The organism is Spirosoma profusum, from assembly GCF_014699005.1.
GTDB classification, from domain to species: Bacteria; Bacteroidota; Bacteroidia; order Cytophagales; family Spirosomataceae; genus Spirosoma; species Spirosoma profusum.
Window position 1 is genome coordinate 107,616 of sequence record NZ_JACWZY010000002.1, and the last position, 26,714, is coordinate 134,329.

Genomic DNA, 26,714 nt, shown 5'->3' on the forward strand with positions numbered 1-26,714 from the left:
AAATTCCAATTATTATACTGTTTATTTGCAAATAATTAGTAGATATTATGCAAATAATGCATTTTTGAGATGATTTTATCGGTTAATGAAAGGATAATCTCAAAAAACGCAACATAGAAAACTTTATCAGCTAAGCTTTCATTTATGGGAGTAAGTAAGACCGAGTCCCCAAATCTCTTTTAGGTTGATTAACGCTATTCCTGTGTGCCCTTATGTCGATAGCTTTTTTAAAAGACGAACGTAAAGACCTTATTATTAAACAAATAAATCTTCATACGCGGGTAAGCCTGACGGATTTAGCATCGACGCTGAACGTATCGGAGGATACGATTCGGCGTGATATCAATGATTTGTCGGAAGAGGGAAAGCTGATTAAAATTCGGGGAGGGGCTATGTCGAAGGCGTACCACCACTCGTCGCTGATTCAGGAGACGTACGCGCATCTCAACAAGAAAACGATTGCCGAAAAAGCCCTGACGCTGCTTCAGGATGGTATGCTGATTCTGATTGGCGGAGGCACTACCATTCGTGAATTTATCAAAATGATTCCCGCTGATCTGAAGGCTACGTTCATGACTGTTAATCCATTGACTGCCGTAGAATTGCTTGATAAACCCAATCTGGAAATCATCATGATTGGCGGTCAGATTTCGCGTTACAGCCAGATGAGCGTGGGTGGAGAAGTATACCAGCGACTATCCGAACTCCGTGTAGATATGTGCATTATGGGCACCAACGCCATCGACGCCCGAGAAGGTCTTACGGATTCGGATTGGGAAACAGTGCAGGCAAAAAAAGCCATGATTCGGGCCGCCGACAAAGTAGCCGTGCTGGCGATTTCTGAAAAAATGGACAGCGTAATGCGCATGAAAATCGCTGACTTGAATCAGGTGGATTACCTCATTACCGAACTGCCTTCGGATTCACCGCAACTTGCGCCCTACAAAATGAGTAAGACCGTTGTGTTGTAATGGCAACGTAGTGTTTGACCCTTATTTTGTCATGCTGAGGCACGAAGCATCTTAAGGTGCCTTAACTTGTTAGTGATGATACGTTAAGATGCTTCGTGCCTCAGCATGACAATAATAACGTAATGAAAAGGGCCGCTAATCTTTAGCGGCCCTTTTCATTACGTTATTATTCAGGAATCTACATCGTGAATGACTCAACGCCCGTGTCTTTCCAGCTTTTCGACGTAGCAGAATCCAGAACGGCTTCGCATACTTTCTGGGTTTCGAGCGAATCCTGGAAGTTAGGCGAGCAGGGTTGACCTGTTTCCAGGCTTTTCAGGAAATCGGCCACCTGATGCACAAAGCTATGTTCGTAACCGATGCCCAAACCTGGTACCCACCATTTATCCATGTAAGGCTGATCGCCATCCGTTACGTGAACCGACCGCCAGCCACGAACAATACCTTCGTCGCGGTGGTCGAAATATTCGAGACGGTTCAGGTCGTGAAGATCCCAACGGATGGAAGCGTGTTCACCGTTGATTTCGAATGTGTAGAGTGCCTTGTGGCCCCGTGCGTAACGAGTCGACTCAAACAAACCCAGCGAACCATTGGCAAAGTGACAGTGGAAGATACAGGCGTCATCAATTCCAACTGGCTGCACTTTTCCGGTTATAGCATGCATCCGCTCTTTTACGAATGTTTCGGTAACAGCTGATACGTCGGTGATAGCACCGTTTATCCACATAGCGGTATCGATGCAGTGTGCCAGCAGGTCGCCCGTAACGCCCGAACCAGCAGCGTCTACGTCCATGCGCCAGGTGCCGGTACCACCCTGTGGTACGTCGGCGCTGATGGTCCAGTCTTGCAGGAAGTTGGCGCGGTAATGGAAAATTTTACCCAGCTTGCCCGAATCGACAATTTGCTTCGCCAGCGAAACAGCCGGAATACGGCGATAGTTGTACCAAACTGTGGTATTTACACCAGCCTCGTTAGCCGCATCAACCATTTCCTGCGCTTCGGCTACGGTTCTTGCCAGCGGCTTTTCACAGAGAATCATTTTGCCCGCTTTGGCCGCTGCAATAGCAATTTCTGCGTGCGAATCGTTGGGTGTGCAAATGTCAATAGCGTCGACATCGTCGCGCGCGATGACGGCTTTCCAATCGGTTTCGGTTGATTCATAGCCCCACTGCTCGGCAAACGCTTTTACTTTTTCGGCGTTACGTGAGCAAACTACTTTCAGGACAGGTGTATACTCCAGATCGGGGAAAAAATTCGGTACGCGGTTGTAACCGTTGGAGTGCGTACGGCCCATAAATCCGGTTCCTATCAGACCAATTCGTAATTCTTTTTTTGCTGCCATTTTTAATCAGGGTTTCTTTAAAAGGCGTTTTTGTCATGCTGACGAAGGAAGCATCTTTACGTTTCCTTACTTGTATGTTTGGAATGTTTAAGATGCTTCCTTCGTCAGCATGACAAAAACGCTCATTGCCAACGTTCAAATAAAATTTTATAGTAACAGAAGACTATTTTTCTGCTTCGTACCAACCGTGCGCCTGGCGAACTTTAATCATAGTGGCCAGAATGTCGTTCCAGGTCTGTTGCTTCATCATCACCTCGTTGGGGAACATGCAACCATCCCAGCAAATGTGTTTAAACGCTTTCGTGAGCTCACCGTTTTCATTACGTAGCCAGTAACCAGCGTCGTGTACGATATCGAGTTTGCCGTTCGGATCGAGGGCCTGGCAGTGGCGGCCGGTTTTATCGTGTGAACCAGAGCCGAAAACAGTGCCGTCGTTTTGTGCTACGTGGAAATCGATGGTCCAGGGACGTAGCGCGTTGGTAACTTTTTTTAACGCTTCCGACAACGTAGCACGGTCGCTCCAGTCGAAGTCTGCCGGCAGGATGCGATCCTGTTCGCGGTTGTAGCCTAATGTGTAAAGTAGGGTGTGGGCCATGTCGGCCTGGAAACCCATATTTGGCCGGTCAACGGCTTCGAGGGTTTCGAGCATCACTTTCCAGCTATGCATCGCGCCCCAGCAGATTTCGCCCTCGGCCGCCAGCTTTTCGCCGAAATCGGCTGCTACGTCGCAGGCTTCCTGAAACGTCTGAACGATCAATTTTGAATTACCCGTTGGATCGGCATCCCAATCATGTGGCGAACTGGCCGAATCGATACGTACCACGCCACTCGGACGGATACCCAGCTCAGTCAATTTCTGACCAATGTGGCAGGATTTACGTACCATTTCGACAAAGCTGGCACGTTGCTCTTTGGTACCCATGGCTGGGCCACCCCAGATCGGCGCTACCAATGAGCCAACTTTCAGATTATAGCCGCCAATTTTATCGGCCAGTCTTTTGATATCATCATCCGATAGGTTGACGTCGATATGCTCAAAAAGGGCAAGGTCAACTCCGTCGAATTTTACACCATCAACCTCAGCGGCTGCTGTCTTTTCCAGCATGGTGTCGAATCCTATTACTGGCTCAGAGTCAGGCCCTTTTCCGACCACACCCGGCCACATCGCGTTGTGGAGCTTGGGATAATTATTTTCGTTCATTACGTTTTATGGTTTTAAGGTCTAATGGTGAGTTATAAAGTTGTATAGTTATAGAGTTGTAAAGTTCTTGATGCGTCAGCCAACTTTATAACCATACAACTTTATAACTTTTACAATGTCAAATCTGGATTCTTTGGGCCGAAGTGCTTCAGCATCACGATTGGGTCGGTGGTGGAGTGGTTGGTGATGACAACGCCTTCTTTAGCCGCTTTTTCGCTGACGAAGAATTCGTCATTGGTCAGTTGGCCGTACCGAATCATGGTTGGTGTTTCGATGTCCCAAACGCCCATTTTGCCGTGGCCCTGCATCATAATCAACCCGTAAGCTGCATTGTCAACAATGGTGACCGTCTGACCGGGTTGCACAGTCAATTCTTTGGCGCTGAACGCATCCGATTTGTAGCAAACCCAAACTTCGCTATAGCCGCCCGCTTTCATTTCTGCTTCATCGCGAACGGGTATTGGACGCATGAACCGATTCGCCATCATTTGAGGATCGGTATTCAATTCCCAGTCGATGGCTTCCATCAGTTGGTCGTAGTCGCCGATGCGATCTTTTGGCGTACCGTTCCAGAGCAATTCTTCCGGGATAATGGCTTCATTCACCAGCGATTGGTACATGGCAAATACGTCGGAAGCCTTTTGCGGCTCGTACGTACACAGGCTGCCCGGCGCGTGAAGCAGCCCCGGTGGTACGTCCCATCCGGTTCCCGGTTCGAGCCGATAAGCCGACGAATAATTCGTGATTTTGTTATCGCCTTTGGTGAAATTTTGCAGACACTCCTTAATTGTCTCTTTCGACGTACCGGGCGCAATACCGATAAACGTATAGGGAAAATCTCCGCCGTGGTTGTTGACCTGTGGCGGGAAATAATACGCTTCGGGTTTGCCCAACTGACCAATCAGCGCAGCCTGCTCATCATTATGGTGCAGGTGGTGCGGCAGTGGACCCATGTTATCGAAAAACTTGGAATACATCGGCCAGCTTTGATATTCATCCCACAAACGGTCGCCGATGATTTCGCCTTTCAGTTCATCAATAGCGTCTTTGAGCAGAAAAAGTGCTTCTGTTCCGTCCTCATCCTTATAGACAATATGGCTCAACCCTTCGTTTTCGCCCGTGAGTGGGCCGTTTTTGGCGGGTGTGGTCGAGGAAAACCAGCGTTCGTCGATGCCACCGCGTTCGCCACCCAATACGTAGTAATCGTCGGGGTGCAGTTTGATACGTCGGCCCGGTACGCAGAACGACCGTGGAACCCAGGTCGGTGTAAGCCGTACAATTCCTTTTCCCTGTTCTAATGCCTTCGCGGCCAAACTTACTGATGAGGTTGTTTCCATAAACTCGATTGTATTACTTCAGCTCAAACATTGTTTTTCAAAAAATCTTGAATAGCTGCTTCCGTATGCAGGATTTCGATTTCCAGATCATACGTCCGGGATTCGCCCGGTTCCAGAAACAGCAATTCGTTTTGCTCGCGGGCTTTGGCCTGCCCAATGAGCGGATTAGTAGCAGGTTCAAGGCCCGTTACGTATTCGCCTTTGCCCCAGTGCTGCCAGTTCACAAACCAGGGCAGTTGCGCTTTCTGGAAACGTAGCGCCATCGCCACGCCCAATTTTGCATTATGTAGCCCAACTGTACACAACCCCGAACTGTCGGGTGTTACGTCGATGTTGGCTGCGGCCTCGCCCGTTCCATTGTGATCTTCAAGTGGAGCCGGACATTTTTTGAACGTACCACATTCATGAAAGATACGTTCGCTGATACCACCTGGACGCGCTTCCCATTTCCCTTTCCAGACAATATCGGTGCCTTCATCGACCAAGGGCCAGCCGTAGTTGAAATGGTACAGCAGCATGTGCGGGGCCGACGTATTACCCCGGTTTATAACTTCGTCATGGATTCGAATAACAGGTTGACCGAGCGTTCCGAAAATGGTACGTTTCAATTCCAGCCTAGGGCCGAAAATAGTCGTTTCTTTGATACGTCCGGTGATGCTCATGTCCAGCTTTCCCATGATTGGGTCGGGCTGGATGATGGATTCAATTTCGGCTGGAATGTTGCTGATTTTCCCGTGCAAACCGCGTTGTCCGTATTCGTCCTGTTCAGGTCCGCCTACGTGCGATAGGCCACAAGTTGTCAGTAAACCACCGCCAAAGGTGCGGAGCCAGTCAGCGCCATTGTCCGAAAAGGGCTCCGGGGGCGTTATTCCGGTATGACTCAACCAGGCCAGACTATGCTGATTGTAAAAAGCGTCGGCAATATCCATCGCCCTGTCCAGCACCAGTTTGTAGCGGAGACCAGTACCGGTATTTATCCAGGCAATGCGTGTACCCCGGCCGGCGCCATTGTCCAGCACGGATGTTTCGATGCCGCCGAGCTGAGCTGTATTCGAGACTTTGTTATGCCAGGGTTGTGATGCCAAAACGAAAGGGAAATAATTTAGGATGTATGAAGTATGATATATGACGTATAGCCGAAGCCTACATCATATACCATACTTCATACATCCTACATCAGTTTTTATTGCTTAATTCTTAGATTACGATACTGGACTTTCATAGGCGGGCCTACGTGTACCTGAACACCAAGCAGACCTTTAGATTTTCCGTTAACCGTATCATTGTCCGTTACGTCACTCATCAATACGTCGTTGATGTAGTGCTGCAGATGATTGCCTTTAACGACCAGATGGAACGTATTCCAGTTTTCGCTTTTAATAAAAGTCTTCAAGGAGTCGGAGCTACCCAGCGAACCCGTTACGTTCAGGCCGGTCCAGGCGTTACTTTTTACCCCCGATCGAATGGCTTCCGGCGTATTTTCACCACTGTAGGGATTGATCGTTGTTTTCTGACCGCGATAGGCCAACGTAGTGCGTTTGCGTTCTTCGTAATTCTGGCCGGTGAAGCGGTTCTTACCATCGATGTCGGCCTGGTAGCCACGTAGCGCGAACGGTACATCGGTAAGGCGGTCACTGCGGTAGTTGATGCCTGAGTTACCGGCTTCGGCGATTTTAAATTCGCCTTTTAACTCAAAATCTCCGGGTTCGCCCCCTTTCCAGATGATGAACGAGTTGCTTTTTAGCAGTTTGTCGGGGGTAATTTCGCCGGTCAGATTACCGTCTTCAACACGCCAGTAGTTCGGGTCGCCATCCCAGCCATCCAGCGTTTTTCCGTCGAAAATAGAAACGTAGCCTTCTTTGTCTGGTTTTTTGGACTGACCTAAGCAGGTTGTTCCGGCAAGACCCGTCAATACGGCGGCTACGACAAAGGCTTTGGGCAGAAATTGACTTTTCATGTATGACAGCATCTTGGTTTAAGTTTGATCACTACGTAGTCATTCGTGGTTTAAAACAGAATCACTACGTAGTGACTAATTCATAACGATTATTTCCCGCCTGATTTATACACGTCGTTGCTTTGATTGCCGCCCGATTTCAGGTAAGCGACCAAATCTCTGAGTTCCTCAGGGTTCAGACTATTGATGAGGCCCGGAAGCATAACCGATTCCGTCGAATACTTTTTGGACGTAACATCTTTCTTCGCCAGTTTCCGAAGCTGATCAGGGGCAAATGGGTTCTGGGAAATTGAATAATTTACTTTATCCTCATTAACCAGACGACCTACAACTGATTGCCCATTTTTCAGGTAGAAAATAGTGGACGCGTACTGATCAGAAACGGCTTTGTTCGGGTTAATAATCGCTTCCAGAATGTCTTTATTCGAGAAACGAGTACCAAGTTGCGTCAGATCAGGACCAATGTCTCCACCCGAACCTTGAATAGAATGGCACCGGCTGCAAAGAATGGCTGCATAAAGTTTCTTACCTGTTTCAAAATTAGGAGCTTTCCCACTGTCGACGGCGGCAACCGCATTTTCGAGCTGCCAACGACGGCCAGGACCTTTGGGTGCGTAGTCGGTTGCGATGTCATTACCTGAACTGGTCAATAAATCTGCGCCCGACAGTTTGTTGTATTTCTCGAACTGGTCTTTCGGTACGTGGGCCAGAGCAAGCTTACGGGCTTTATCGATAAAGCCGATGTAGCTACGTCCGCCCTGGTATTTGAAGGCGTTAGCGAACCAGGAGAAATATTTATCGTAGTATGCAGGTGTCCAGCCGGTTTTAGCGCTGCTAAGCATTGTAGCGTAGTACGTTTGCTGAGCAGGTGGCAGTTTTTCCAGCATTTTCGCGATGTCAAGACCATATTGTGGGTTGCGCAGAATAAGATCGCTTGATGCAGTTACGGTTTCGCCACCAACAGGGCCGGTATCTTCGTTTTTCTTATCCAGCAGAGCAAGCGTACGGTCTACTACGTTGGGCGCTTCCAACGTAATGAGCAGTTTGCTATAATACCGGTTCGCTACAGCCGATTTTGCCGGATAATGCGGATTCAGATAAGCAATCACTTTATCACGGTCGGCACCTTCAGCAACGCCCGTGCGGGTAAATACTAGCTCAATGGCACGTAGCACAGCCAGTTGTTGCTCTTCTGTGAGTGGATCTAGTTTGATTTTTAGTAACGTATTGAGCATCTGGCTTCTCAACGAAGCGTCACCGTGGTGTGTCAGCGCAATGATGGCATACGTAGCACGAATGGGATCGGTTTCGGCCAGCGCTTTCTGCTGCCACTGCGCAACTGGCTGATGTTCGACAGCTACGCGAGCCGCATAACGAACGAACCGATCAGGATGATTCAGGTAAGGCCAGGCCGTTTCAATAGCATTCGCCATTGGCTCGCCGTGAAATGCTTCCAATTTTGTCCGAATCTGATGCTCGGCGGTTGGGGCGGGCGTTTGCGTTGCAGGTGTAACTGCATCGGTACCCGCATACGTAATGCGATACAAATCAGACTCTAACCGACGACCACCCGTCAGGAAATAAACCGCGCCATCAGGGCCAACCATGCCGTCGGTGAGGGGTAGGGGAGAGCCTGAAATGAATTCCTCGGCAGTCGCTTTGTACGAAGAACCCTGTGGCTGTAAGTGAACGGCGTACATGATACCAAAACTCCAGTCGAAGGCATAGATCGCTTTCTGATACTTCTGTGGGAAACGTGAGCCACGGCCTGCAAAAACGCCCGTTGGTGATCCCTGTCCCATGTTCAGAACAGCAGGTAAACAATCAGCAAACGTAGGCGACCAGTTGCTGGCGGCTGTGCGCCATCCGAACTCAGCACCACTGGTGATGTGGCAGATACGGGTAGGCTTATACCAGGGCAAACCGAAATCCCACTCCATGTCAGAGTCATAACCGAAGATGTCGCCCGCATCGTTAAACGCAAAATCGAACGTATTACGGAAACCACCTGCGATAAACTCCCAACTTTTACCTTCTGGATCCGTTTTAGACAACCAGCCACCCGGCGCCATCCGGTCGGTAGCGTGACCGCGTGGATCTTTGATGGCCGGAAACAAATTGTCTTCTTTCCAGACGGGAGGCAACCGGTAAGCATCCAGTTTCGGTACGTCGGTGAAGTTACCGCACATGAGGTATAGCGATTTCTTGTCGGGCGACAACACAATGCTGTGTGGGCCGTGTTCGCCTTCGCCTTTCAGCGATTTCAGTAGCGTTACTTTGTCATACTGGTCATCCCCGTTGGTGTCCTGCAAACGGTACAATCCACTGCCTTTTCCAAAGTCCTTGTTTTCCCGGTTGTTCACCATGACGTACAGGCTGTTGAAAGCATACAACAAACCCTGTGCATAGCCCATACCAACCTTGGCTTCGTCGGTTGTCTGGCCGTTTTCCAGCGGTACGTTCAACTTTTCAACCTTCGGCGGCTGAGAACCGGAGCCGAGTGGAGGTAACGTAAGGCGATACAGAAAACCATACTGATCCGATGTAATCATCCGGCCCTTATCGTCGAACGTCATCGACACCCAGGAACCCTGTTTGTTTTCGGAAGGGCTGTAAAGATGGTCGGCTTTAAAACCGGGCAACAGTTTCAGCTTGTCAGTTCTGGGGTCGGCTGGGGCGGTTTTAACCGTAGCAGCTTCCTGCATACTAATCCAGGAGGCTCCAAGCAGAACGATTGCCGAAACCGCCAATCCGAGCTTAGCCTTAGCCTTGTTGAGTCTGAATATCATAGCATTTAGTAGAAAAAGGTTTGAAAAAAATGGAGGCTTTCACGTTTTCAGCGGCTAGCCGATGTCAATTGTAAGGTTGTTATTCTTTATTAAGAGGCAGCAACAGGTCGTACTCTACTGCTTTATTGCCTGAATTCTTTGTGTATATACCAGCATTTTCGTTCTTAAATCAGTGCTACGTTGTACTGGTGTTTAAGGTCTTCATGATTACCACGTAACGGTTGGCCGGAATAAGCTATTTATACGGTTAAATTGTTGCGGAGGTAATCAGCGTGTTTGTTGAGACGGATAACGTGTTGATACTTCAGAATGTGATTAATCAGTGGATAAGGCTTTTCGTTAACTAGTACGTATTAAATCGATTTGATCAAAAGAAAAAGGTACCGAAGTACGAGACTCCGGTACCTCCGGACGTATTGATTAGAAGCTTGGCGTCAGAGCGGCTTCAACAGCAGGCAGACCATAATAATCGTCAAGTACCGTGAACGCGTTTGGTGGCGGAACAGCCCCGGCTGGGAAATAGTAATCGGCCGGATTCGCTTTCACTTTTGCGCCGTAAGCGCCGATAATTTCCTTCACACGACCTGTTCTCGTCAAATCGAACCAGCGTTTGTTTTCAAAGGCCAGTTCAACACGGCGCTCTTTGAAAATCGCTTCCCGCATGGTAGCCTGCGACGTAGCGGTTGTTGCGGCCAGCCCAGCGCGGGTCCGCACCTGATTGAGATACGTAGCAGCATCGGCTGTTTTGCCTTGTTCGTTCAACGATTCAGCCATGAACAGCAGCACCTCCGCGTAGCGGTAAACGGGCCAGTTCTGACCCGTATTGTTGTGTTGCGAATGAGGGCGCGCGTATTTTTTGATATACGGATACGTTTTGTTAGCCCGCAGACTTCCACTTAATACGACGGTACCGATGGAAATATCTTTCCGTTTATCCCCCGGCTCATAGGCCGCAATCAGGTCTGGAGTCGGAATGTTATTGCTCTCCTGAGATGTAGATTGTGCATTCGACGTACCGGTAAGCGGAAGAATTTCAGCTGCCGATATTGGCGATGGTATAAACCGATAAATCTGATTACCGTTGTACCCAGCTGAACCTTCCATGTACTGAATCTCAAACACCGACTCCTGATTGTTCTTGTTCGTGCTGGTGAACGAAAAGGCGTTGTTGTAATCAGGCATCAGCATATAACCGTCGTTGGTTATTACTTCCCGCATCAGTGTTTCAACCTGAGCCCATTTTTTCTGGGTCAGATACAGGTTTGCCAGCAGTGTTTTTGCCGCCCCCGACGTAGCACGACCAGCTTCCTGTTTTGCTTTGTTAGGCAGCAACGTAGTAGCTTCTTTCGCGTCTTTTTCGATTTGATTATAAAGCTCCTCTGTGGTCGCCAGCGGTGACGCTGCATCGTTACGTCCCGTAATTGGGGTTAAGTGCATGGGCACTTTTCCAAACAAACGAACCAGATCGAAATAGGAGAAAGCTCTCAGGAACAGCGCCTGACCTTTCAAATTATTTTTGGTATCAGGACTGGCAAATGTGATCCCGTCGATAAGCGCCAGAATCTGATTCGCCCGAGCAATAACCACGTAGTTTAACCGATACTGAACCAGTACGTTATCGTTGGCCGTAACACCACCAGCCGTTGGAACGGCGAAGTCTGCTACGTTCTCCGTTGGGTCAACCGCGCCATACAACGTATTACGGGCATAATACGTATTGTCGGAGTGCATTTCCTCCAGAACCCACGCCCGTTCGTTATACATCTGCCGGAAGGGGACGTAAGCGCCATTGACAGCCTGTGCGAAATCAGCTTCAGTTTTGAAAAACGTTGCCGAACTCAACGCTGTTTCGGGCACTACGGTTAAGAAACTTTTGCCGCAACCGCTTAGGAAAATACCTAAAAGACAGGCAGCTATATATTTTATTTTCATCCTAATAACGAATTAAGAATGTTAACAAATGAGTTTAGTTTACCTGTCTGGCTTAGAAGTTAAAATTAACACCAAGCGTGTAGGTACGTGGAACTGGATAGTTCGAGAAATCAACGCCCTGGCTCAGGTTACCGCCATCGCCGTTACCGTCACCCTGTGCGCTGGTTTCCGGGTTAGGACCACCCCAGTATTTGGTGAAGACGTACACCTGCTGAGCCGATGCATACACGCGAGCCGATTTGAAGAACTTGTTCAAAGCGCCGAACGTGTAACCCAACGTTATGTTTTTGATGGTGAAAAACGATGCATCGGCCAGAAACTGTGTACTGTTCCAGTCACGCTCGATACCGGTGAAATTACCACCGTTGTTTGTCGCGCCAAACTGACCAGCCCCAGGAGTAATAACCGTCGTAGCAACCCCTACGCCACCAACCATCGTGTTTTGAACGCGGAAACGATCTTTAACGCCCTCAACCATGTTGAACACAGCGTCCAGATTGGCGGTGCTATACAGGTGACGAACCCACAATTGGTTGCCATACGAACCAGATCCAGCGATCGAAAAGTCGAAGTTGCCGTATTTCAGATCGTTGGTGATACCATAGGTAAATTTCGGGAATGGAGTGCCGATAATCGTCCGGTCATCCGCATCACCACCGTTCGTAATCACACCATCGCCGTTGACATCCTTAAACTTGATCGTACCGATAGCCGAACGACCCGGAATGATGGGCGAGCTTTTCAGTTCTTCAGCATTCATGTAATACCCTTGTTTAACCAGACCATAAAACTGGCCAAAAGGCTGTCCTACCTGAGTGATGTGGAACGTACCATACACGCGGTCGATGCCGGGAGCCAATGAAACGACCTGATTCCGGTTGAACGAGATGTTGGCATTGGTGGTCCATTTTAGCTTGCCCGTTGTATTTTTGGTCGTCAGCGAGAACTCATGGCCCCAGAACTTAATCTCTCCGATGTTATCGGGGAAGTTAACAAAACCGGATTCCTGCGGAACCTGTACGTTATAGAGCAGGTTCGTCGTATTCTTGGTATAAAAATCGTAGATAAACTGAATCCGGTCGTTGAACATACCCAGATCTAAACCTAAGTCAAACTGCTTGGTAGTTTCCCAGCCTAAGTTTGGGTTCGCCAGCGACGTAACAACCGATCCGGTAGCAACGTTGCTGCCAAAAACAGCATTGGTCGTGTTATTCACCAGCGCATACGATGTGTAGTTACCGATGTTGTTATTACCGATAACCCCGTAGCTGGCCCGGACTTTGGCAAATGAAACCGGCGTAACGGCTTTCATGAAATCTTCATCCGATATTACCCAGCCTACCGAAGCAGATGGGAACGTACCAAACTGGTTATTAGCTCCGAAACGAGACGAACCATCAGCCCGTACAGCCGCTGTGAACAGATACTTACCTTTGTAGTTGTACGTTAAGCGAGCCAGATAAGACGTTAGAGTCCATTGGTTAATACCGTTGTTCGTGCCACCCCGGTTGATGTTAAGGGCACCCTGAATCGTTGGCAGGCGATCATCGGCATACGTATCCGCCTGAATCCGACTGAATTCCTGACGGAAATACTGGTTCGTGAAACCGGCCAGCACCTCGAAGTTATGTTCGTTAAAACTCTTTGAATACGTAGCCAAGTTTTCGTTCAGCCAGGATGTGTTTTCCAGTCCTTGTCGAATCGAAACAGCCGTGGTTGGAATCGGTGTGTTGATGGCGCTGGTGGCCGTCGACGGGTTAAAGAAGAAGAATTTCGAGTTTTGGTATTCGATGTTCATCGTCGACCGCAGCGATAAACCTGAGATCGGCCGGTACTGTATGTAAGCATTCGCCAGCAAGTTCGTATTCCGGGTTTCATTGATCAGCTCGCTGGCTGCCCGTACCCAGTTCGGATACTGGAAAATATTACCCGTGCTGCTTGGGAACGTATTAACTTTAGTCAATTCGCCATTGGCATCGCGAATTGGCATCACCGGCCAGGTATGCAGGGCGTTAAACAGAATACCTGTTCCCCGGTCACCGTCGGTTCGTGGTGTGTTATCAAAAACATACGAAGGCGCTACGTTAAAACCAACCGTAACGCGATCAGACAGGTTATAGTTAGAGTTCAGACGTAGTGAATAGCGCTTGTATTTGTTATTGATGACAACGCCATCCTGACTGAAAATACCCGCTACTAACGACGTATTAGACTTGGCTGTATTGCTCGAAACGCTCAGGTTATAACTCTGAATGGGTGCCTCACGTAGCAAAGCGTCATACCAGTCGTTATTTTTGCCCGCATACTGCGACGGGTTCTGAAACTCCGCCGGTACTGGCTGTAGCATATCTTCGTAGAACTCTTTCTTAAACTGGGCGAATTGAACCGCATCCAGCATTTTCACCCGACCTTTCATCGGCACCGTCTGGGTACCGTAGTAGGAGCTAAAGCTGATGTTTGTCTGACCTGGTTTTCCTTTTTTGGTCGTAATCAGCACAACTCCGTTGGCTGCCCGTGAACCGTACAATGACGTCGAAGCAGCATCTTTCAGGATAGAAAGGTCTTCAATTTCGTCTGGGTTAAGTTGAGCGATATCGCCCGTAATTGGAAAACCGTCGATAACGTAGAGCGGGTTGCTACCTGCCGAAACCGATACCTGTCCGCGAATCCGGATGCTGATACCCTGACCAGGTTTACCCGTCGTCTGGTTAATCTGAACCCCGGCCAGACGTCCCTGTAGTTTCTGACCAATCTGCGAAACGGGTAAATCTTTGATTTCCGCAGCACTTACCGTTTGCACAGCGCCAGTTACTTCTTTTTTCAACTGGCTACCGTACCCCACAACAACTACTTCGTTCAGCGTCTGATCGTCGGGAGCTAACGTAACGGATATGTTTGTTTGACTGCCAACCGCGACTTCCTTGCTGCCATACCCCACAAAGCTAAAAACAAGGGTAGAACTGGCACCGGGTACGTTGATTCGGAAACTGCCTGATGGATCAGTGGTTGTTCCCTGGGTGGTTCCTTTAATCACGACGCTCACACCGGGCAAACCGCTCCCTTTTTCGTCAGTAACCTTCCCTGAGATGGGAATATCCGCCAGAGCATTAATTCCCAGTCCCTGCTCCACTTTGACAATGTGTTTGGCCAGTAGCTGACCATTCACTCCCTTACTCTCTTTCTGCAGGACTGACTTAAGTTCCTGAGCAAAGGCAGGTGATACGCCTGTCATAATACTCAGCGCTGCTAACTGATAGAGTCTTTTCATAATTTAGGATTTATAGATAGGATGGCACAATAGAGGCTTGCAAAAAGCCAAAAGAGTAGCCAAATATTACCAGCTTTGCTCCCTCAACTTTCCTATACCTACCCAATTTTAGTATTATTTGAGTAATTTTCTTGGAATTTTTAATATTAAATTTCTGGATAAGCCTTTTTATAGCTGATATATAGAATTTAGTTTATAAATATTTCGTCGACCAGCAGAAGCGCCTTATTTCCTTTATTTGAATGCCATTCTGGTATCTGCGCAAGCGGTTTTGCAATAATTTTTATATAGGATACTGTATGAGGCTTAAATGTGCAGCCGATAGCTTTCAGAACTGGGCTACTACCTTTAATAGGCATAGCAGGATGAGCCGTTCCAAGTAGTTGCATCTGATCTCGACTGTTACCACCCCATACCTCGATTAACGATGGCGGAAAAATGCTCGTTTCCGGCTCAATCATCGTCCGCAGCTCAACCGACGTAATACTGACGGGCTTTTTAAATTCGGATACCAGCACCAGATCATTTTTGCGTACCCCCAACCAGTTATTTGCCCATGCCGGACTATTGGCATTGAACGTACCCAGTTTGTGATCAAAGAACGACTTCACACCTTCGGCCTGATGCACCGGACTAAGCGGCAGTAACAGCGTGGAACTGTCTGGTTTGTAGGAGTTTTTATAATAATCGAACGTAGCAACCGGGCTACTTATCCAGCCGTCCTTATATGCTTTCGCCTTGATGGATTTGCTTCCCGTGATAACCATTTTATTGTCCATCAGGGGCGAATTGATACTGTCAGGATCAGTGCCATCGGTCGTATAACGTATCACTACGCCTTTTACCGGGTGTCTCAATTGCACAACCGTTGACGTAGCAAAAATGGCTGAGTTTCCTAGTTGTGGCGGATTTAGACGTATCGGTTCGCTCTTGTCGCCGTTGAATCCGGCAATGAACTGAATACGTGGGTATGCCTTCTGCAACTGGTTGATTTCAGCATCGGTGAGGCCGGTTTCCCAGAGCGCAACGGTTTTCAGATTTTTGAACGTAGCAATCTGATTTTTTAAATCGGCAAATTTCACCTGTGTCCCCGATAAAGCGAGGCTTTCCAGATGCTGTAACGTAGCAAGCTGGTTCAGTTCTTTGCCAGTAATATCGGTAAAGTTTATGTCGAGTTTCTGAAGATTTTCGAACTGACTGATGTGTTTCAGGTCGGCGTCGTGCACCGGCATTTTATTCAGATTGAGATAAACAACCTGGCTTTTGATGGGACTAAGTTCCTGTAGTTTTTCGGGGGAATACGATGCTTTGTTGTATAAATTAACCGATAGTGCGGGTGAGTTTTTGGATAAGGGCGCAATCGTTCGGTAATCGGAATTCAATTCTTTGATGGTTTCATCATCGGCCGCGTCGAACGCAAATTCTGGTTCAGTTAGCTCCGTGGGACTGAATAGCGTTGTCGCCAATATACGTAGCGAATCGGTAGCTGGTAAGTCAACAACCTTTTTGTTGAACTCGGCTCTGCCTTTTACCCACAGCGCCAGCAGCTTTATTTCCGTGGGAGTAAGTTGCGCCTTACCCGACGGTGGCATGTGCTTTTTTTCTTCTACCGGTAAGTGTATACGTCGAAGCAGCAAGCTGATTTCAGGTTTTCCAGCTACAAACAAAGCCCCGCTTTTACCACCCTTCTGAATGGCTTCAGGCTCGTTCAAGGCCAGTGCGCCTTTTAGCTTATCGGGATTGTGGCAACTGGTACATTTCTGCTCAAAAATGGGCTTGATGACATCATTAAAAACCAGCGCCTGCTGAATATCGACAGGTTCTGGTGTCTGGTTCTTAGTTAAAGGGGCTAGCACAAAATCAGCACCGTGAGTAATGGTGGCTCCATAATGACCTGCACTAAGCAAAATAACGCCTAAAATCACCGAACCTGTTTGAGCAACTACCCGCGAATACCAGCGTTTTTGCTGCGCCCAATAAAGCAGTGCAGCCAGAAAGAACGTAGCAGCCCCCGTCCACTTATGCCACTGAACAACCGAACCCGTATAGCCATCTTCTTTCGACAGAAACAGGCCCATAATAACCGTAACAGCCGCTAGCAACGACCCAACGAGCAATAGATTTCTTGAAAAAATTCGATACGATTCATTTGCTGCGTAAGCCTTATAAAACCGAAAGGCTTCCATCAGCACAGCCAGCAGCAGCAACGTGATAGGAAAGTGCAGCAGCAGTGGGTGCATCCGACCAAAGGGTTGCAGCCAGACAGGTATAGCTATTTTATTTTCAAATACTAACAGAAACAGAATGAAAACTACCGACGCAAACAGGCCCTGTTCCGCTAAATTGACTAACTTTTTCTGCATCTGATTGCTGACTGAAATAAACCTGTTTTAATTTGTACTACGTAGCGTTTTTGTCATGCTGAGGTACGAAGCATCTTAATGTCTTCCTGATTTGAGAATAGTGATACGTTAAGATGATTCGTACCTCAGCATGACAATAACACCTTTCTTGGGCCGTTTTCCTGTAATTTCACTACGTAGCACTTTTAATGCTTAAGCAATAATATCATGCACCACTTTTCCTGATACGTCTGTTAGTCGATACCGGCGGCCTAGATGCTTGAAAATTAGCTTTTCGTGATTAAGCCCAAGTTGATGAAGTACGGTTGCCTGGAAATCGTGGACGTGTACAGGATTACTTGCTACGTTGTAACCGACCTCATCAGTTTCACCATAAACGATACCTGGTTTAATGCCTCCACCTGCCATCCAGATGGTGAAGCAACGAGGGTGGTGGTCACGACCGTAGTTCTCTTTGGTCAGTTTGCCCTGTGTATAACTGGTACGTCCAAACTCGCCCCCCCAAATCACCAGCGTTTCATCCAGTAGACCTCGTTGTTTGAGGTCGGTGACTAAGGCCGCCGACGCTTGATCCACGTCTTTTGCCTGCTTGGCAATTTCGAAAGGTAGATTGCCGTGCTGATCCCAGCCCTGGTGATAAAGTTGTACAAACCGGACGCCATTTTCGGATAGCTTACGCGCCAGCAGGCAATTGGCTGCAAACGTACCAGGCACCAGACAATCAGGGCCGTAGAGCTTAATAATGTCGTCTGGTTCTTTCGATAAATCCATGACCTCGGGAACGGCGGTCTGCATCCGGTAGGCCATTTCGTACTGTTTCACTTTGGCCATGATTTCCGGATCGCCGAACTCCTGATAGCCCATTTCGTTCAGTTGCGCCAGATTGTCGAGCATATCCCGGCGCGCTTTTCGGTCCATGCCTTCGGGGTCGCGGAGGTAGAGCACCGGGTCTTCGCCCTTACTGAACTGAACGCCCTGGTGAATCGAATCCAGAAACCCATTCGACCACAGTTTGGAATATACGCCCTGCCCATTCCCAATTCCCCGCGACAACAACACCGTAAAATTGGGCAGGTTTTTGTTTTCGTTTCCGAGGCCGTAACTCAACCAGGAACCCATGCTTGGGCGATTTCCCTGCTGCGACCCCGTTTGCAGAAATGTCAGGGCTGGGTCGTGGTTGATGGCTTCGGTGTACATCGATTTCACAATGCACAGATCATCAACCACTTTCGCCGTGTAGGGCATCAAATCACTTACCCAGGCTCTTGATTGACCATATTGTTTGAAATCAACGAAGGAGCCAACCAAAGGAAACTCTTTTTGGTTAGCTGTCATGCCGGTCAGGCGCTGGGTACCCCGGACGGATGGCGGAATTTCCTGGCCCCACATCTCCCGCAGTTTAGGCTTATAATCGAACAGCTCCTGTTGAGAGGGCGCTCCATTCTGAAACAGGTAGATAACCCGTTTGGCTTTGGGGGCAAAGTGCGGCATACCGGGCGTAAAGCTTTCGTCATCGGCACTTCCGCCACCAAACAAATCGGGAATCAGCAACGATCCTAAAGCTGCACTGCCCAACCCCAAACTCAGGCGGGAAAGAAAGCGACGCCGATTAAAATTCAGTCCGTGTTCCAAGATTTCCTTTTCCATAGCGTTAGGACTTGGTGATTGTTTCTTCGAGATTATAAATGGTCGAGACAATGCGCATCAGGGCCGCCAGTTGCACCTTATCCACTTTTTTCGGAATCGGATACTCGCCAACGGCCAGCGCTTTTTCGGCGCGCGATTTATCTAACCCCTTCAACTCTTTATCGTAGTAAGCACTCAACACCGAAACTTCCTTTTCTTTCGGTTTACGGCTTACAATCAACTGGAAAGCCTTGCTGATTTTATCGTCGATACCCGTTTTTTCTTCTAAAAGTTTGGCAGCCAGTACGCGTGACGCTTCCAATACAGTCGGGTCGTTAAGCATGATAAGGGCTTGTAATGGCGTATTGGTTTTCAGCCGCCTTACCTCGCACAGGTCACGGTTGCTGGCATCGAAAATAGCCATTGACGGGGGCGGCACGGTACGTTTGATGAGTGTATACATGCCCCGACGATATAACTTCGGCCCGTGGTCCTGTACGTACATCGACAACAGCCCGCGTCCCGACGTAGCACCTTCCCACAATCCGGGTGGCTGATAAGGCTTCACGCTCGGTCCTCCAATTTGCCGATTCAATAATCCGCTGCTGCTTAGGACTAAATCACGTACAAATTCAGCATCGACTCGGTAACGTGGGCCACGAGCCAAGTACTTGTTGTCAGGATCGGTCTGTAGTTTTTCGGGTGTGATAACCGCCGACTGTCGATACGTGGCAGACGTAACCATTTGCTTCACTAACCGCTTGATGTCCCAGCCGTGCTCCCTGAAATCGACGGCCAGCCAGTCCAGCAGTTCGGGGTGTGTTGGCAATTCGCCCTGCATGCCAAAATCACCAGCGGTTTTTACGATTCCTTTTCCGAAAAACTGCTGCCACAACTGATTGACGTAAACGCGAGCTGTCAGCGGATTTTTTGGGTCGAACATCCACTTCGTCAGCCCAAGTCGGTTCTTGGGATAGCTTTCGTTAAACGGCAGAATTGAACTGGGGGTACCTGGTTGTACTTCATCGCCGGGGGCATCGTAAGCCCCTCTTTTCAGCAGGAAAGTTTTTCGTGTAGTGTCAAGGTCAGTCATGACCGAGACGATTAACTTGTTGGTATCCCGCTTGTTGACGAACGACAAAATATTCTTTACGTCTTCGTCGCAGATTTCCATCAGCGGCTTTTTGGCATACGTATCAGGGCCACCAATCACCGATTCGATACCGATTTCCTTTACGTTATTGAAGAAAGCGAAGAGCCGGTAATATTCTTTCTGCGAGAACGGGTCGTATTTGTGATCATGACAATGCGCACATTCCATCGTAACACCAAGCAACCCTTTCCCGAACAAATCCGTCCGATCTGTTACGTACCCAATGCGGTACTCTTCAGGAATGACTCCACCTTCTTCGGTAATTTTGTGATTTCGGTTGAAACCGGTTGCCAGCATTTGTTCTTTCGATGCCGTACCAGGGCCGCTCCAGCCGTTCGGACTTTTCAGGAAATCACCTGCTAACTGCCACGTAACGAAATCGTTGTAGTGCATGTTGGTGTTGTACGCATGAATCACCCAGTCGCGCCAGGGCCATTGCGTGCGGTAGCCATCATCCTGATACCCATGCGAGTCCGCATAACGAGCCAGATCGAGCCAGTGAACGGCCATTTTTTCACCATACGCCGGATTTTTTAGTAACTGATCGACCGCTTTTTCATACGCATTGTCGCTCTTATCGGCCATGAATTGCTCCATAAGCTCCAGACTGGGCGGTAAACCGGTCAGATCCAGGCTTAGTCGTCTCAGCAAACGTTCTTTATCCGCTTCTTCATTGGGCGACAATCCTTTTTGTTCCTGCTTCGCCAGAATGAAATAGTCGATTTCGTTACGTGGCCAATCCTCATTGTCAATTTCGGGTAGCTCAGGCTTCTTCGGCGCAACAAATGCCCAGTGTTTTTCATACGTAGCGCCCTGCTTGATCCATTTCTCAATCAGCTTGATTTCGCGGGCGTTGAGTTTCAAACCGGAATTAACAGGCGGCATCAGCGCCGACGTATCCTGCGACGAAATCCGGAGAAATACTTCGGATAATTCAGGTTTTCCGGCAACTAGTGCATGCGCTCCGGGATGCTCTTTCAGGATTTTAAATGCACTTTCAGGATCATCGAGTCGCAGTCCAGCTTTACGTTTATTGGCATCTGGTCCATGACACGCCAGGCACTTATCTGACAAAATAGGCCGGATATCGAAATTATAGCTGATTTTGTCAGGCAAAGCCTCTTCCTCCGCCTGATTTGACGAATGCATCGTACAGGATTGGCCGTACCAGACAATTGTGGCAATTAATAGAGTTAGGATGCTTCTATACATATAGAATTTTGATTGTGACACAGAGATGCACGGAGGTTAAAAGAGATTCTCAGTTGATGTCTCCGTGCATCTCTGTGTCATAACTTTTCATCATGCCAGCAAATCCATGACGGCTTTTCCTTTTCCGTCGGGTGTAGTATAAAAGGGACGTTTTTCTACTTCATACTGTGTATCTGGAGCCATGCCCAGCGCGTGGTAGATGGTCTGGTGAATACCATCGATACGTACCGGATTCTCGATGGTTTTGCAGGGACGTTCATCGGCCGTTTTGCCATATACGAAGCCCTTTTTGATACCTCCACCGAACATCAGCATCGAGCAGCCATCCGTAAAGTGCCGGTGCATGCCGTAGAACTTCATATCAGACAATATCTCGGGCTGTTTTACCTGCTCTTTCACTTTGGCGTCGGGTCGCCCCTCGACCATCATATCCCGGCTGAACTCGCTGGCCAGAACAATGAGCGTTCGGTCTAGATGGCCAGATTTTTCCAGATCTAATACCAACTGAGCGATTGGGCCGTCAATCTGGCATTTCATATCAGCTAGCCGTGTATGCCCGTTTTCGTGCGTATCCCATCCTTTAAACGGTTCATACTCAGTTGTTACGCTTATGAATCTCGCGCCTTGTTGGGTAAGTCGGCGAGCCAGCAGACAACCTAGCCCAAAACGACCCGTATTATACCGTTCGTAAATATGTGCGGGCTCCGTACTTAAATCAAACGCCTTGGCTTCAGGAGAATTCAAAAGCCGATACGCCTGCTCCATCGACCGACGTAGTGATTCTTTCTGGTAATCGCTGCCAAACTCACCAACGGGGCTGTTGCTGATGAGTTCATTGTAAAGCTGATTACGTCGCTCGAACCGGCGGGCATCCATGCCAATCGGCGGTCGAACACTTTCTAGTCCCTGACTAGGATCGGGAATGAAGAACGGGCCAAACTCATTACCCAGAAAACCAGCCGTATGGAACGCCTTCAACTCTTCCGCTTCGCCAACCGTAAACCGCTGACCAATATCGATGAACGCCGGAATCACCGGATTTTTCGGACCTAGTTCCTTCGCAATCCACGAACCCATGTGCGGAGCGGCTACAGTCTGCGGTGGCTCGTAACAGGTGTGCCAATGGTACTGATGGCGTGAGTGGAGAATAAATCCCATGTCGGCCGCTACGTAGGAACGTATCAGTGTGCCCCGATCCAGTACGTCGCCGATGGACTGAAGCCCCTCTGAAAAGTGGATGCCGTCGAGTTTGGTCGGCATGGATTTGAACGTACTGAGCACCCGATTCCCCTCCATATCTTTTTCGAAGGGCGTGTACCGTTTGGGGTCAAAAGTTTCGGTGTGCGCCATACCACCGGCCATCCAGAGCAGAATGACCGTATCGGCGGTTCCACGTTGACCAGCCTTACCACTTGTACAGCTTGATAGTAGACTTGGAACAGGAGCGCCAGCCGCTAAAGCCGCCAACGTAGCAGCGCTGGTTTTCTGGAGAAATTCCCGCCGATTCCATTTATAATTCATAGCGTTACGATGTTTTTAACGTAGCACGGACCGTCCGTAATTGTGATGGAAATTCGCAATACTTAGTAAATCAATTGAAACTCAGGGTGTATAGCCATTGCCCAGACCAAATCCTGTATGCCTTCTACACTCGGGTTTTTACCAACGATTTTCTCCGCTACGGCGATTTCTTTTGGCAGTGGGTTGCGGCCCAGTGATTTTCGATAAAGCTCTTTCACCAGCGCGTCCGACGTCGGATATTTCGCTTTCCAGATTTCGGCACCGCGTTTCAGGGCTTCGTTAAACGTAGTACCGTTGGTCAGTTCGAGCGCCTGTAGCAGATTGGCCTGAGAGGTGCGGCTGGTACTTACCGTTTCTCGATTCGGGCGTCCAAGCGCGGTTAAGAACCGATCGTTTTTCACTAAAGCAGCCCGCGAGAACGGAACCTCTTTTTGAATAGCAGGTGGTAACATCTTCACCAGCGACGTATCCTGATAAATTGGGTTGAACGCCAGACTTACGGCATCGGCAAATTGCTCGGCTGTCAGTCGCCGACGTACCATACCCTGGAACACATATGTAGGAGCCGTTACCAAATCGGCATCTTTGATACCTACGGAGGGAAGTTGATACGTTTTCGACGTAGTGATCGTGTAAATTAGCTTTTTAATGTCGTAGCCGTTCTGCACGAAATCATACGCCAGCCAATCGAGCAAATCCTGACTCCAGGGTTCGTTGTCCATTACGTCGACCGGCTCCACAATTCCACGACCCATCAACTGCGCCCAGACCCGGTTCACCAATGTTCGATACAGCCGGCCGTCTTTCGGTTGCACCAGGAAATCAGCCAACTCACGAAGGCGGTTTTCGGTAGGCGCATCAACACTAATTTGCCCCAATTCTTTGTACAAAATCCGCCGACCGGCCATTTTTCCCGTCGGTTTATCGCAACGGTGAATTTCTAACGTAGTGTCGGCAAAAACGTTGGCAAAGGCGTAGGCATCATCCAGTTTCCAGTCGCTGATGAAACTGTCGTGGCAGGAAGCGCACTTGAGATTGAGGCCCAGCATTACCTGTGCTACGTTCTGAGCGGCCTGCATTTCAGTACGTTGGCTCGAATTGATCGTGCCCCGCCATTTAATGCCTTTGATAAACCCTTCCGATTCTTTGTTCGGGCTAATCAGCTCGCGGACGAACCAGTTGTACGGTTTATTCTTCTTCAGCGAGGCATACAGCCATTTCGTAATATCGTAGCGGCCACCGGTAATATAGCCCGTTCCGGTATAGTCGTTACGTAGCGCGTCGTTCCAGAACGTAAGCCAGTGTTGGGCGTAATCTTCGTTCCGGTTCAACAGGCCTTTAACCAGCGTTTCGCGCTTATCAGGACGTTGGTCAGCTACAAAATCATCAATTTGTTTGGGAGTCGGCAGCAGACCGACAATGTCCAGATAAACCCGGCGCTGATACGTTCGGTCGTCGACAACCGTCTTCCAATTGATTTTATTTTTCTGGAAATACGCATTAACCAGTCGATCAACTGGATTGGTAATATCGACCGTAGCTGGCGGCAGAACGGGTAAACGCGGAGCCAGATCGGCTACGCGATACAAACTTTTTTCGGGGCCGTTAGGCCAGGGAGCCCCCGCCTTTATCCAGAATGAAAGCAAGGCTACTTCCTTCTCGGTGAGCCGTTTGCCTTTGGTTGGCATGGCTTCCTTATCGTCGGCGGGCAGCATGATGCGACGTATCATTTCGCTATCGTCGGGGTGGCCCGGCTTCAGAATCGCACCGTGTTCTCCGCCTTTCATAATCAGTTCTTTTTTATCGAGCCGGAGTTCACCTTTGGTTTTGGAAGCGCTGTGGCAGCTATAACAGTTATGCGCCAGAATGGCCCGAACTTCCAGATTCAAATCCTGAACCTGCTTGTCGGTTAGGGGCTGGTTTGTATTGACGCTGGCAAAAGCAAAATTGGTTTCGCCCCCCTCCGGGCTTTTCGGTTTGTTCCCTGGTAATACGCTTGAGAGGTAATCTTCTCCATGAGTAAGCAAAGCACCATAATGCCCCGCCAACGTAACGCCCAGCACCGTCACGATGAGCAGGCCACGATACAGAGCAATACGTTGGGAACGTAACGCCAGTACAGTCAGAATCGCCAACGCCATCGTGGCTAAACCTGACCACTGGTGAATAGCAACGGTGCTGCCTTCGTAATCTTCCCCATTTTTGAGAATTAACCCAAGTACCACCGCAACGATGGCGCTGATGGTACCAATCCAGAGCATAGCTGTAACGCCCGCCCTAAACTGATTCGATTTACGGTACCAGTCGGCGGCTTCCAGCAACAGCGCGATGCATAGTAAGCCAACCGGAAAATGAACAAAGAGCGGGTGTAAACGGCCTAAAAACTGCCAAAGCCAAAAGGAATCTGCAATGATTGTCACTACGAAAAGAATTAGTTATCAGTAAACGTATTACTTTCATATGATTTTTCAGCACGAATCTAAGTTTAAAGAACATCGATCCGTGCTGAAAAGTGCCTGATTAAGATCTCTTTAATCAGTTCTATTGGTATCCGGCGTTTTGTGTGAGTTTGTTATTGATCAGAATTTGAGGTGCCGGAACCGGGAAAAAGACCTCGAAATCGCTGTATACGTAGTCCAGCGCGTTAAACGCAATACCACCCCGATCTACTGTTGGTTTCGCCTTTTCTTTAGCTCCCTTCGCGTTCAGGAAAGTTGCCAGTTCGGCCGGTGTCATGGTACGTTTCAGGTCGAACCAGCGGTGATTTTCGAAAGCTAACTCAACACGACGCTCCTGCAAAACGGCTGTTTTGAATGCAGCTTTATCAGTTATAGCCAAATCTTTCAATCCAGCCCGTTTGCGAACCTGATTCAGATAACCAAGGGCTTCTGTGGTTGGTCCCGATTGCTCGTTAATCGCTTCGGCCATCATTAGCAATACGTCGGCATACCGAAGTACCGGCCAGTTATTGTCGGTACGTCCGGTAATGGTGTGCGGATACGTAAACTTTATGACGTAGGGAATTGGCACCACCGTACCGTTGAGCGTGTAACTGGTTTTCAGCGAAACATCTTTGCGTAAATCGCCCGTTTCGTAAGCCGCAATCATGTCGTTGGTCGGAATGTTACGTCCGCCGGGAGTTGTGTTGGCAAATCCGGTAACGGCAGCGCCCGAAAGCCGGGGAGCAAACGTATAGGCGAATGTGCTCCACTCACCCAAATCGTTACCACCCTGATACTGAACTTCAAAAATGGATTCGGGGCCGTTTTTCTTCGCTGGGTTGAAGTTGTCGGCATAGAGCGCATTCAACGAATAACCGGTGACCTGTTTCAACGTAGTGACGGCTTCAGTGTATTTTTTCTGTGTTAGATACACTTTGCCCAACAATCCTAACGCAGCGCCTTTCGTAGCCCGGCCCAATTGAGCGGCTGGATACGTAGCGGGTAAAGCAGCCACAGCTTCTGTCAGATCTTTTTCTATCTGTTTCCAGACATCAGCTTGTGGAGAACGTACCAGATCGAACGCCTGGTTCGGGTTTTGCAACGTCGACGTAACAAGTATTACGTCACCAAAATACTGAACCAGATGAAAATAAAAATACGCGCGCAGAAACTTCAACTGCCCTTCGATGGGGGCTTTGGTAGCCGCGTCGAGCGTACTACCACCCATCTTTTCCAGCGTATAGTTGGCGTTGTAAATGGCTGAATAATACAGGTTCCACATATTGGCAATTTCGCCGTTACCCTGGTTGACGGTCGAGAACTCAAACGCTTCCCAGCCAGCGGCTCCGCCCCGGTCGAGCGGGTTGAAGTCGAGCGTTGTATTATCGGTGTTGAACTCCTGGAAAATGTAGGCGGAGTTCGTTATCGTCTGCAAAAGCCCATAAACCCCATTGAGCGCTTGCTGAAACTGGGTTTCGTTTTTATAGAACAAGTCGGTACCAATCCGCGTAGGGTCAGTGGTAACCAGCATATCCTCTTTGCATGAAAACTGTGTCAGGCAAAGAAAAAAGGTAAATAAGAGCGTTATTTTTTTCATTGTC

At 48.8% G+C, this 26,714-nt stretch carries 15 protein-coding genes; 1 reads left to right on the forward strand and 14 read right to left on the reverse strand.

Annotated elements, in window-relative coordinates; all coding sequences use genetic code 11:
* Window positions 1-212 precede the first annotated feature (212 nt).
* Entirely contained in the window at window positions 213-971 is a 759-nt protein-coding gene (locus IC229_RS02865; RefSeq protein ID WP_190885418.1) for a DeoR/GlpR family DNA-binding transcription regulator, read from the forward strand.
* 178 nt (window positions 972-1,149) lie between these two features.
* On the opposite strand, the gene IC229_RS02870 is transcribed toward IC229_RS02865, so the two are convergent.
* From IC229_RS02870 to IC229_RS02935, 14 genes are all read right to left on the reverse strand, one after another.
* Window positions 1,150-2,313 (reverse strand): Gfo/Idh/MocA family protein, encoded by a 1,164-nt coding sequence (locus IC229_RS02870; RefSeq protein WP_190885419.1) that lies wholly within the window; start codon window positions 2,311-2,313, stop codon window positions 1,150-1,152.
* 163 nt (window positions 2,314-2,476) lie between these two features.
* Window positions 2,477-3,514 (reverse strand): sugar phosphate isomerase/epimerase family protein, encoded by a 1,038-nt coding sequence (locus IC229_RS02875; RefSeq protein ID WP_190885420.1) that lies wholly within the window; start codon window positions 3,512-3,514, stop codon window positions 2,477-2,479.
* Window positions 3,515-3,624: 110 nt separating this feature from the next.
* Window positions 3,625-4,851, reverse strand: coding sequence for a cupin domain-containing protein (locus IC229_RS02880; RefSeq protein ID WP_190885421.1), 1,227 nt, complete (start codon window positions 4,849-4,851; stop codon window positions 3,625-3,627).
* A gap of 23 nt (window positions 4,852-4,874) precedes the next feature.
* Complete coding sequence (locus IC229_RS02885; protein WP_190885422.1) at window positions 4,875-5,936, reverse strand: aldose 1-epimerase family protein; 1,062 nt, start codon at window positions 5,934-5,936, stop codon at window positions 4,875-4,877.
* A 98-nt stretch (window positions 5,937-6,034) separates the two neighbouring features.
* Window positions 6,035-6,808 (reverse strand): 3-keto-disaccharide hydrolase, encoded by a 774-nt coding sequence (locus tag IC229_RS02890; protein ID WP_223833832.1) that lies wholly within the window; start codon window positions 6,806-6,808, stop codon window positions 6,035-6,037.
* An 89-nt stretch (window positions 6,809-6,897) separates the two neighbouring features.
* Window positions 6,898-9,597: a c-type cytochrome gene (locus IC229_RS02895; protein WP_190885424.1), complete on the reverse strand. Its 2,700-nt coding sequence runs from the start codon at window positions 9,595-9,597 to the stop codon at window positions 6,898-6,900.
* A gap of 420 nt (window positions 9,598-10,017) precedes the next feature.
* Window positions 10,018-11,529 carry a RagB/SusD family nutrient uptake outer membrane protein gene (locus IC229_RS02900; RefSeq protein ID WP_190885425.1) on the reverse strand — a complete coding sequence of 504 codons (1,512 nt, stop codon included), beginning with the start codon at window positions 11,527-11,529 and terminating at the stop codon, window positions 10,018-10,020.
* Between the two features lie 52 nt (window positions 11,530-11,581).
* A complete protein-coding gene (locus IC229_RS02905) occupies window positions 11,582-14,797 on the reverse strand; it encodes a SusC/RagA family TonB-linked outer membrane protein (protein WP_190885426.1) in 3,216 nt (1,071 codons plus the stop codon).
* Window positions 14,798-14,985: 188 nt separating this feature from the next.
* A complete protein-coding gene (locus IC229_RS02910) occupies window positions 14,986-17,160 on the reverse strand; it encodes a c-type cytochrome domain-containing protein (protein ID WP_190885427.1) in 2,175 nt (724 codons plus the stop codon).
* Between the two features lie 192 nt (window positions 17,161-17,352).
* The gene (locus IC229_RS02915) at window positions 17,353-18,807 is read right to left on the reverse strand and encodes a DUF1501 domain-containing protein (RefSeq protein WP_190885428.1); all 1,455 of its coding nucleotides are present in this window, start codon (window positions 18,805-18,807) and stop codon (window positions 17,353-17,355) included.
* A gap of 4 nt (window positions 18,808-18,811) precedes the next feature.
* A complete protein-coding gene (locus tag IC229_RS02920) occupies window positions 18,812-21,088 on the reverse strand; it encodes a PSD1 and planctomycete cytochrome C domain-containing protein (protein WP_223833833.1) in 2,277 nt (758 codons plus the stop codon).
* Window positions 21,089-21,241: 153 nt separating this feature from the next.
* Window positions 21,242-22,672, reverse strand: a complete 1,431-nt coding sequence (locus tag IC229_RS02925; RefSeq protein WP_190885430.1) for a DUF1501 domain-containing protein — start codon at window positions 22,670-22,672, stop codon at window positions 21,242-21,244.
* 62 nt (window positions 22,673-22,734) lie between these two features.
* Window positions 22,735-25,092 (reverse strand): DUF1549 domain-containing protein, encoded by a 2,358-nt coding sequence (locus tag IC229_RS02930; RefSeq protein ID WP_190885431.1) that lies wholly within the window; start codon window positions 25,090-25,092, stop codon window positions 22,735-22,737.
* A gap of 121 nt (window positions 25,093-25,213) precedes the next feature.
* Complete coding sequence (locus tag IC229_RS02935) at window positions 25,214-26,710, reverse strand: RagB/SusD family nutrient uptake outer membrane protein (RefSeq protein WP_190885432.1); 1,497 nt, start codon at window positions 26,708-26,710, stop codon at window positions 25,214-25,216.
* Window positions 26,711-26,714: the final 4 nt, after the last annotated feature.

Bases quoted from the DNA above. Each gene is read 5' to 3' on its own strand.
- IC229_RS02895 (WP_190885424.1), bottom strand. From the start codon at position 9,597: ATGATATTCAGACTCAACAAGGCTAAGGCTAAGCTCGGATTGGCGGTT.
- IC229_RS02870 (WP_190885419.1), bottom strand. From the start codon at position 2,313: ATGGCAGCAAAAAAAGAATTACGAATTGGTCTGATAGGAACCGGATTT.
- IC229_RS02900 (WP_190885425.1), bottom strand. From the start codon at position 11,529: ATGAAAATAAAATATATAGCTGCCTGTCTTTTAGGTATTTTCCTAAGC.
- IC229_RS02925 (WP_190885430.1), bottom strand. From the start codon at position 22,672: ATGAATTATAAATGGAATCGGCGGGAATTTCTCCAGAAAACCAGCGCT.
- IC229_RS02905 (WP_190885426.1), bottom strand. From the start codon at position 14,797: ATGAAAAGACTCTATCAGTTAGCAGCGCTGAGTATTATGACAGGCGTA.
- IC229_RS02875 (WP_190885420.1), bottom strand. From the start codon at position 3,514: ATGAACGAAAATAATTATCCCAAGCTCCACAACGCGATGTGGCCGGGT.
- IC229_RS02935 (WP_190885432.1), bottom strand. From the start codon at position 26,710: ATGAAAAAAATAACGCTCTTATTTACCTTTTTTCTTTGCCTGACACAG.
- IC229_RS02880 (WP_190885421.1), bottom strand. From the start codon at position 4,851: ATGGAAACAACCTCATCAGTAAGTTTGGCCGCGAAGGCATTAGAACAG.
- IC229_RS02890 (WP_223833832.1), bottom strand. From the start codon at position 6,808: ATGAAAAGTCAATTTCTGCCCAAAGCCTTTGTCGTAGCCGCCGTATTG.
- IC229_RS02920 (WP_223833833.1), bottom strand. From the start codon at position 21,088: ATGCATTCGTCAAATCAGGCGGAGGAAGAGGCTTTGCCTGACAAAATC.
- IC229_RS02865 (WP_190885418.1), top strand. From the start codon at position 213: ATGTCGATAGCTTTTTTAAAAGACGAACGTAAAGACCTTATTATTAAA.
- IC229_RS02915 (WP_190885428.1), bottom strand. From the start codon at position 18,807: ATGGAAAAGGAAATCTTGGAACACGGACTGAATTTTAATCGGCGTCGC.
- IC229_RS02910 (WP_190885427.1), bottom strand. From the start codon at position 17,160: ATGCAGAAAAAGTTAGTCAATTTAGCGGAACAGGGCCTGTTTGCGTCG.